The sequence below is a fragment of the Bradyrhizobium sp. 142 genome (genome assembly GCF_023074015.1).
In the GTDB taxonomy this organism is placed as follows: domain Bacteria; phylum Pseudomonadota; class Alphaproteobacteria; order Rhizobiales; family Xanthobacteraceae; genus Bradyrhizobium.
Genome location: NZ_JADPKQ010000307.1, coordinates 115,348 through 123,526 on the forward strand (window position 1 = coordinate 115,348; position 8,179 = coordinate 123,526).

General features: G+C 64.4%; 9 protein-coding genes. 2 read left to right on the forward strand and 7 right to left on the reverse strand.

Annotation, left to right across the window (positions count from 1 at the left end; translation table 11 throughout):
* Window positions 1-204 precede the first annotated feature (204 nt).
* The 4 genes from IVA82_RS28115 to thiD all read right to left on the reverse strand — a co-directional run bounded on the left by IVA82_RS28115 (window position 205) and on the right by thiD (window position 4,295).
* Complete coding sequence (locus IVA82_RS28115) at window positions 205-1,188, reverse strand: threonine/serine dehydratase (protein WP_247384987.1); 984 nt, start codon at window positions 1,186-1,188, stop codon at window positions 205-207.
* Window positions 1,189-1,250: 62 nt separating this feature from the next.
* Window positions 1,251-2,294 carry a glycosyltransferase family 1 protein gene (locus tag IVA82_RS28120; protein ID WP_247493650.1) on the reverse strand — a complete coding sequence of 348 codons (1,044 nt, stop codon included), beginning with the start codon at window positions 2,292-2,294 and terminating at the stop codon, window positions 1,251-1,253.
* Window positions 2,294-3,106, reverse strand: a complete 813-nt coding sequence (locus IVA82_RS28125; protein WP_247384989.1) for a UDP-2,3-diacylglucosamine diphosphatase — start codon at window positions 3,104-3,106, stop codon at window positions 2,294-2,296. Before IVA82_RS28125 ends, IVA82_RS28120 begins: the two co-directional genes overlap by 1 nt.
* 388 nt (window positions 3,107-3,494) lie before the next feature.
* Window positions 3,495-4,295, reverse strand: coding sequence for a bifunctional hydroxymethylpyrimidine kinase/phosphomethylpyrimidine kinase (gene thiD, locus IVA82_RS28130; RefSeq protein WP_247384990.1), 801 nt, complete (start codon window positions 4,293-4,295; stop codon window positions 3,495-3,497).
* Window positions 4,296-4,448: 153 nt separating this feature from the next.
* Between thiD and IVA82_RS28135 the strand changes: the two genes are divergently transcribed.
* Window positions 4,449-4,694 (forward strand): Lrp/AsnC ligand binding domain-containing protein, encoded by a 246-nt coding sequence (locus tag IVA82_RS28135; RefSeq protein WP_247384991.1) that lies wholly within the window; start codon window positions 4,449-4,451, stop codon window positions 4,692-4,694.
* On the opposite strand, the gene IVA82_RS28140 is transcribed toward IVA82_RS28135, so the two are convergent.
* Entirely contained in the window at window positions 4,691-5,617 is a 927-nt protein-coding gene (locus tag IVA82_RS28140) for a cytochrome c (protein ID WP_247384992.1), read from the reverse strand. The two genes, IVA82_RS28135 and IVA82_RS28140, sit on opposite strands and share 4 nt — an antisense overlap.
* 154 nt (window positions 5,618-5,771) lie before the next feature.
* Here IVA82_RS28140 and IVA82_RS28145 point away from each other — a divergent pair, with 154 nt between their 5' ends.
* Entirely contained in the window at window positions 5,772-6,191 is a 420-nt protein-coding gene (locus IVA82_RS28145) for a CHRD domain-containing protein (protein ID WP_247384993.1), read from the forward strand.
* 124 nt (window positions 6,192-6,315) lie between these two features.
* On the opposite strand, the gene IVA82_RS28150 is transcribed toward IVA82_RS28145, so the two are convergent.
* Complete coding sequence (locus IVA82_RS28150) at window positions 6,316-7,599, reverse strand: cystathionine gamma-synthase family protein (RefSeq protein ID WP_247384994.1); 1,284 nt, start codon at window positions 7,597-7,599, stop codon at window positions 6,316-6,318.
* A gap of 49 nt (window positions 7,600-7,648) precedes the next feature.
* The coding region (locus tag IVA82_RS28155; protein ID WP_247493651.1) for a transposase at window positions 7,649-8,179 on the reverse strand (531 nt) is incomplete at its 5' end.

An 8,179-nucleotide genomic window follows, 5' to 3' on the forward strand; every position in this document is an offset into this window, starting at 1 on the left:
CCGTCTGAAGGACGGCGTCGCTTCCGCTCGCCTATGTCCCGGGCATCCACGTTCTTTGTGCTGCAAGGCGTGGATGGCCGGAACAACCCCGACCATGACGCTGGAGAAGCTTCATCGCCCCAAGCTCTCACGTCATATGCGATTGAAGGGCAGAGCGGCAACGCTCCACCCTTCTTTATGTCAAAAGATCAGAAGATCATGGAATCACGCAACCAGCTCGGCAAACAGATCGGCGTCGACGTTGCCGCCGGAGAGCACGATGACGACGTTCTTGCCGGCAACGTCGAGACGCCCCGCAAGCAGCGCGGCGAGGCCGACGGCGCCGCCGGGCTCGACCACGAGCTTCAGCTCGCGATAGGCAAAGGCAACGGCGGCGCCGACTTCCTTGTCCGATGCGGTGACGCCGCGCGCCAGCAGCTTGCTGTTGATCGCAAACGTCATCTCGCCGGGGATCAAGGCCATCAGCGCGTCGCAGATGGTGCGGCCAGCGGGCGCATGCGGCTCGCGGTGGCCTGCCGTCAGCGAAAGGCCGTGATCGTCGAAGGCTTCCGGTTCGGCCACCACGATTTGGGCCAGCGGATAGCGCGCCTTCACCGCGGTTGCGACGCCCGCGATCAGGCCGCCGCCGGAGGCCGGCGCCACAACGATATCGGGCGCGAGGCCGAGCGCCGCCATGTCCTCGGCGATCTCGCGGCCGGCGGTGCCTTGCCCCGCGATCACGAACGGATCGTCATAGGGTCTGACCAGCGTGGCGCCGCGCTTCTCGGCGATGCCGCGCGAAATCGCCTCGCGATCGTCGCGGTCGCGGTCGTACAGCACGACCTCGGCGCCATAGGATTTGGTGCGCTCGCGCTTCGACAGCGGCGCATCCGCAGGCATCACGATGGTCGCGTGCATGTCGAGAATCTTCGCCGCCGCCGCCACGCCCTGGGCATGGTTGCCTGAGGAGAAGGCGACGACGCCGCCGGCGCGCTTATCCTGCGGGATCGAGGCCACCTTGTTGAAGGCGCCGCGGAACTTGAAGGAGCCGGTGCGCTGGAGCATCTCCGGCTTCAGGAAGACCCTTGCGCCGACGCGCTCGTTGAGCACCGGAAAGGACAGCAGCGGGGTGCGGATGGCAAAAGGCGCGATCACGCGTGCTGCGGCATCGATATCGGCGGGGCCGATCGGAAGGGGCTGTTCGGTCATATCAGATATTATCGCGCCGGATCAGGTGCGGGCAAGACATCTCCGTGCGAGGATTTGTCCCGTCAGGCGACGATGCGGGCCTGTTCCGCGCCGTTCCGGCCGTGCAGCACCGCGCCGGCTGCCAAAATGCTGGCGATGAACGACCGGGCCGAAGCCTCCCAGGTATAGTCGGCGGCGAATTCGACGCAGGCCTGCCGCGAGATGTCGAGCGCGGCGAAACAGGCGTTGCGCAAATCGTGATCCAGCGCGCCGACCGGCGCATCACCGATCACGTCGCGAGGTCCCTTCACCGGGAAGGCCGCAACCGGCAGGCCGCTTGCCAGCGCTTCCAGCAGGACAAGGCCGAACGTGTCGGTCTTGCTCGGAAACACGAACACGTCGGCCGCAGCATAGATGTCCGCCAGGTCCTCGCCATGCTTTTGGCCGAGAAAAATCGCATCGGGATAGGCCTCTTCGAGCGCGGCACGCGCCGGGCCGTCGCCGACAATCACCTTGGTGCCGGGCAGGTCGAGGTCGAGGAAAGCCTCGAGATTCTTCTCGACCGCAACCCGGCCGACCGAGAGGAACACCGGCGACGGCAGGCACAGATCGATGGCGCGAGGGTGAAACAGGCCGGTGTCGACGCCGCGCGGCCACAGCACGACATTGGCAAAGCCGCGCTCGCCAAGCTCGCGCGCGAGCGCCGGCGTTGCCGCCATCACGGCCCGGCTGCTGCTGTGGAATCGGCGCAGTGCCCGCCAGATCAGGGATTCCGGAACCGGCACCCTGGCGCGGACATATTCGGGAAAGCGGGTGTGGAAGCTGGTCGTGAATGGCAACTTACGCTGTCGGCAATAGCGGCGGACCATCAGGCCGATCGGCCCTTCGGTCGCTATATGGATGCTGTCGGGACGGGCTTCCTCGATCAGCTTCGCGATTCGAGCCGGCCGCGGCATCGCCAGCCGCACGTCGCGGTAGCTCGGCATCGCAAAGGTGCGGAACGATTGCGGCGTCAGGAACGTGAACTCGGCGTCGAGCGCCTCGGCGGCGTCAGCGAGCTTGGTCAGCGTCCGAACTACACCGTTGACTTGCGGGTGCCAGGCGTCGGTCGCGACCAGGATGCGCATCAAGCCGCCCTTGCCGCGACCTGTGGGACGGCTGCCTGCTTCTGCAACTGATCCGCCCAGGTGATGATCTCGAAATGGCCATCGTCGTGCTCGACCAGCGCCGTGCAGCTCTCGACCCAATCGCCGCAGTTCATATAGCGGATGCCGCCCTCGTCGCGGATCACGGCATAATGGATGTGGCCGCAGATGACGCCGTCGGCGTCGTAACGGCGCGCCTCGGCGGCGAGCGCCTGCTCGAACGCGCCGATATAGTTGACGGCGTTCTTGACCTTCTGCTTGGCCCATTGCGACAGCGACCAGTACGGCACCTTGAACATGCGCCGGAAGAAGTTGACGAAGCGATTCATCTGGATCGCGAAGTCGTAGGCCTTGTCGCCGAGATGGGCGAGCCAGCGTGCGTTCTGCACCACGAGGTCGAAGATGTCGCCGTGGATGACGAGATAGCGCTTGCCGTCCACGCCGGTGTGGACGGTGTTCTCGACGACGTCGATGCCGCCGAAATGCGTGCCGTAATAGTTGCGCAGGAACTCGTCGTGATTGCCGGGGATGTAGATGACCTTGGCGCCCTTGCGTGCCTTGCGCAAAAGTTTCTGGACAAGGTCGTTATGCGATTGCGGCCAGTGCCAGCTCGATTTCAGCGCCCAGCCGTCAACGATGTCGCCGACGAGATAGATGGTGTCGGCGTCGTGGAAGCGCAGGAAGTCCAGCAGAAGGTCGGCTTGTGAACCGCGGGCTCCGAGATGAACGTCGGAGATGAACAAGGTGCGAAAGCGCCTTTCAGGGCTCTCGTCACTGACATCGTAACTTCCCATGCGACAGCCTGTAACAATATCCCGTGACAGAGGGATGACCGATTGAACCTTTGAGGCACCTCAGATACGAATCAAACCTCGCCTCGCCCTCCCTGCGAATATCAGTCGCATGCGACAATCAGGCGACACGGCGCCGCAGGCGCCCCCGCCCAAATCAGATTCGCACTGGAAGCTACGATGGCAGGTGCGCTCCCTCTCCCGCTTGCGGGAGAGGGTTGGGGAGAGGGTGCCTCCGCAATCGTTAGCCCTCGTACCGAGAGAGCCCTCACCCGCGCCGGAGCCTGTCATCGGGCGCGCCTTCGGCGCGGTCCGTTGGGCGCGACGTCTCCCGCAAGCGGGAGAGATTGAGCGAGCCCGCGGCCATATCGATTCAGCCAACGGCCGCGCGTCAATAGAACTTGTGAAGATGATGGATCGGCCCGTGGCCGCGGCCGACGCTGAAGCGATCGGCGGCCGCAATCGCTGCGCTGATCCAGGCCTTGGCGCCCCGCACCGCGCGCTCGAGATCCTCGCCCTTGGCAAGTCCCGCCGCGACCGCCGAGGACAACGAGCAGCCGGTGCCATGGGTGTTTTGGGTGGCGAGCCGCGGTGCCGCGAGCGCAATGGTGCTTTCGGCATCGACGAGATAGTCGGTGCTCTCGGCGCCCTCCCCGTGCCCGCCCTTGATCAGGACCGCGCGGCAGCCGAGCGCGAGCAGGCGGCGTCCCTGGCTTTCGATCTCGGCCTCGCTTCGCGCGACCGGTTCGTCGAGCAGCGCAGCGGCCTCCGGCAGGTTGGGCGTGATCACCGAGGCCAGCGGCATCAACTTCGCACGCAGGGCGTCGACGGCATCGGACGCCAGCAGACGGTTGCCGGAAGTTGCGACCATCACGGGATCGAGCACGATGTAGCGGGGCATCCAGCGCGACAGCGCGGCCGCGATCGCATCGATGCTGGCAGCTTGCGCCACCATGCCGATCTTCACCGCGCCGACGTCGAGATCGGAGAACACCGCATCGATCTGTGCGGCAACGAAATCGGCCGGCACCGCATGAATGCCGGTGACGCCCTTCGTGTTCTGCGCCGTCAATGCCGTGATGGCGGAAGCGCCATAGACGCCGAGCGCGGCAAAGGTCTTCAGATCGGCCTGGATGCCGGCGCCGCCGCTCGAATCGGAACCTGCGATGGTGAGCGCCACGGGCGTCGTCATGGGGCGATTTTCTGCTGGTTCGGGGCCATGATCCGTCCTAGCGCGCATGCCGGGGGGCAGCAAGTTTGCTTGCGCCCGGGGCAGCAAGTTTGCTTGCTAAATCCGGCCGGTTTTGGCCTATTGACCGCCAGATGTGCCTTCGGAGTGACTGCAATGGTTCCTTTTTTCGTCCAGATCAAATGCAAGCTCGGCCAATCCTATACGGTCGCCAACGCGCTCGCCGAAGCCGAGATTGCCTCCGAAATCTACTCCACCGCCGGGCAATACGACCTGCTGGTGAAGTTCTACGTCGACAAGGACACCGACATCGGCCACTTCGTCAACGAGAGGGTGCAGGTGCTGCCCGGCATCCAGGACACCCTCACCATCATCACATTTAAGGCGTTCGGGGGCACCTAACCGCCCGTCTGCTTCCTTGGCGGGGGCTTGGGCCCTTCGACCGGCGGCAGCGATTTCAGATAGGCCGCCATCGCCGCGCGGTCCTCGCCCGTGAGCTGCGCGAGGTTCTTGATCACCGGCCGCATCGCCCCCGACGCACTGTCGCCCTCGGGCATGTCGCCGGTCTCGAGGAAATCCGCGATGTCCTTCTCGCTCCAGTCCCCGATCCCTTTTTGCGTGATGTTGGGCACCCAGCCCTCACCTTCCGGATTGGGGCCGCCGGCAAAGCGCTGGGCGGTGATGATGCCGCCCAAGAGGTTGCGCGGGCTGTGGCATTCCGCGCAGTGGCCAAGTCCGTTCACGAGATAGGCGCCGCGATTCCATTGCGGCGATCGCGTTGCATCCGGCACGAACGGCCCGGCGTCCGTGAACAGCAATTTCCAGATGCCGACATTGCGGCGCATGTTGAACGGAAACGGCAGGTCGTGATCACGCACCCTGCCCGGCACCGCCGGCAAGGTCTTCAGATAGGCGAAGAGATCGCGAACATCGTCCACCTTCGCGATATGATAAGACGCGTAGGGAAATGCCGGGAAGTAATGCGTTCCCTCCGGCGAGATGCCCCGCATCACGGCATTGACGAAATCGCTCTCGCCCCAGCGCCCGATGCCGTCGGTAGGATCAGGCGAAATGTTGGGAGCGTAAAACGTCCCGAACGGCGAGCCGAGCGGCAGGCCGCCGCCGAGTCGCAGACGGTCGGGCTGGTTGGGGACCGCATGGCAGGACGAGCAGCCGCCGACGTTGAATATTTCCTGCCCATTGGCAAGATCAGGCGCACGGGACGGCAGCGCTGCCGCCAGCGCAGCCGGGGCCGTTAGCCACCAATAAACGCCCAGTGCCGCGACGGCAACGAGGAGAGCGGCAAGGAGAGTTCGTCGCAGCATTGAGGCATTCCATCCAGATCAAAACGAATTTACGGGTGAGGTCGCGGCCGTTCCAGCCACGAATAATTTAGATGGTTTGCTTCGTCGCCGGGAATAAAATCAAACCTGCACTGTTTGCAGATTGACATCATCCGACGTCAACAGGGAGACGACCATGAACAAGCCCGTTTTTGTCACGCTTGCACTCGGAGCGGCCATCGCTTTTGCAGGTCCGGCCTGCGCGGAAAAATTGAAGGCGACTCTCAGCGGCAAGTCGGAGGTGCCTGCCACGACCAGCAGCGGCACCGGCACGGCCGATCTGGACTTTGACGCCGCCAGCAAGAAGCTCTCCTGGAAGGTGACCTATTCGGGCCTGTCCGGCCCCGCCACCGCCGCCCACTTCCACGGCCCTGCCGAGGCCGGCAAGAACGCCGGCGTCGCGGTCGCGATCCCGAATGCGGCGTCGAGCCCGGCCGAGGGCAGCGCGACTCTGACCGACGCGCAGGCCGCCGACCTGCTAGCCGGCAAGTACTACGTCAACATTCACACCGCGGCCAATCCGGGCGGCGAGATTCGCGGTCAGGTGACGAAGTAAGCGACAAGCTGCGTCGTCGCGGAAGGGCCGAGTGCTGGAGGGGGCGCTCGGCCTTTTTGATTCCGGCTCGTGCAATAGTGCCCAATAGCGGACGCGCGAAGTTGCGTCAGTCGGGCAGGATCGCTCATGAGAGGCTTAGCGCATGAGCGAGGTCCGCGATCAGGTCCGACGGGTTTTCGATACCGATCGACAGCCGGATCGTGGAATCGAGAATGCCTATTTTCTGGCGGATCTCGGCCGGAACGCCGGAATGGGTCATGGTCGCCGGCAGGCTCGCAAGCGATTCCGTTCCGCCCAGGCTCACCGCAAGCTTGAAGATCTGCAGCGCGTTGAGGAATTTCACCGCCGCTTCCTTGCCGCCGGCGATGTCGAACGAGAACGTCGATCCCGCGCCGAGGCATTGCCGCGCGAAGACCCGGCCGGCTGGAGAAGCTTGTTCGTGATGACCGAGATAGTGGACCTTCGCCACCTTGGCGTGATCGCGCAGGAAATCCGCGACGAGGCGCGCGTTCGCATCGGCCTTCTCCATGCGCAGGCTCAGCGTCTCGAGCGAGCGGTTGATCATCCAGCACGAATGCGGATCGAGCTGGGTGCCGATTGCGCCGCGCAGCGCCTTGATGCCCTTCATCATCGCCTTCGAGCCGAGCGCGGCGCCGGCGATCAGGTCGGAATGGCCGCCGACATATTTGGTCAGCGAGTACAGCGAAATGTCCGCGCCCTGCTCGATCGGCCGCTGAAACACCGGCCCGAGCAGCGTATTGTCGCAGGCGATGATCGGCGTGTGTCCCTGGGTCTTCCCGACTGCATCGGCGACGCGGCGGACCATCGCGACGTCGACCAGGCCGTTGGTCGGATTGGCCGGGGTTTCGATCAAAATCATCGCAACCCGGCCCTTGCGCATGGCCTCCTCCGAAGCCTGCCTGACTGCCGCCTCGTCGACGCCGTCGGCGAAGCCGACAGCGCCGACCGAGAGGCGTGCAAGCGTGTTCGTCAGCAGGGTTTCCGTGCCGCCATAGAGCGGCTGGGAGTGCAGGATGACATCGCCGGGGCGGATGAAAGCGAGGATCGTGGTCGCGATCGCCGACATGCCGGATGAGAACAGCGCGCAGCTCTCGGTGCGCTCATAGACCGCGAGCTTGTCCTCGACGATTTCACTGTTGGGATGATTGAAGCGCGAATAGACGAGGCCCGCGCCCATCCCTTCCGGCGGCTCGCGCCGGCCGGCGACGTAATCGAAGAAATCCTGTCCGTCCTCGGCCGTCTTGAACACAAACGTCGAGGTCAGGAACACCGGCGGCTTGATGGCGCCTTCCGACAGCTGCGGATCATAGCCATAGGTCAGCATCAGCGTTTCGGGTTGCAGCATATGGTTGCCGATGTGGGTCTTCGACGGAAACGGTTTTGCCATGGCCTGTCTCGCTGTCCTGGTTGGATCTTCGCCGCGCGCTGGAACTCCGTTAAGAGAGGTGGCGAGGAGCAAGATGCGTCAGCATTCCGCGGCTCGCATCAACGTCGCGGCAACTGAAGCGAAGATAGCCGCTTCGACAGCCATCCGTCAGGCCTTGCGAACAGAATTTGCTCCGCCTCTCCGACTGCCGCCGGCTGGCGCCGCTGTCGTAGGGTGTGTCGGTCAGTCCGACACACCTGCCGACCTGCCGTCGGTTCCTGAAGTCGCGATAAAACACCTCGTTGGCCAGAACCTGGGCGATCTGCGGTCCAATGGCTTGCAGCTGGGCAAGCTGAACGGCCTTCGCCTCCACCGAGCCCTTGGCCGGCGTGCTATGGGCGGCGATGTTCTCCGCTTCCAGCGTCTTAATCTGCTTGCAGACCAGCAGCAGCCGCTCATGCTCGCGACGAATTTCATCGCGTAGTCGCGGCGGCAGAGCGCGCCCGTCGCCGGTGCGCAGCTTGTCGAGATCCGACAGGAAGCTCGGCTTCAACGGCCTGGCGTCGCGGATACCCTGGCCATGCAGCAGTCCTTTGATCCG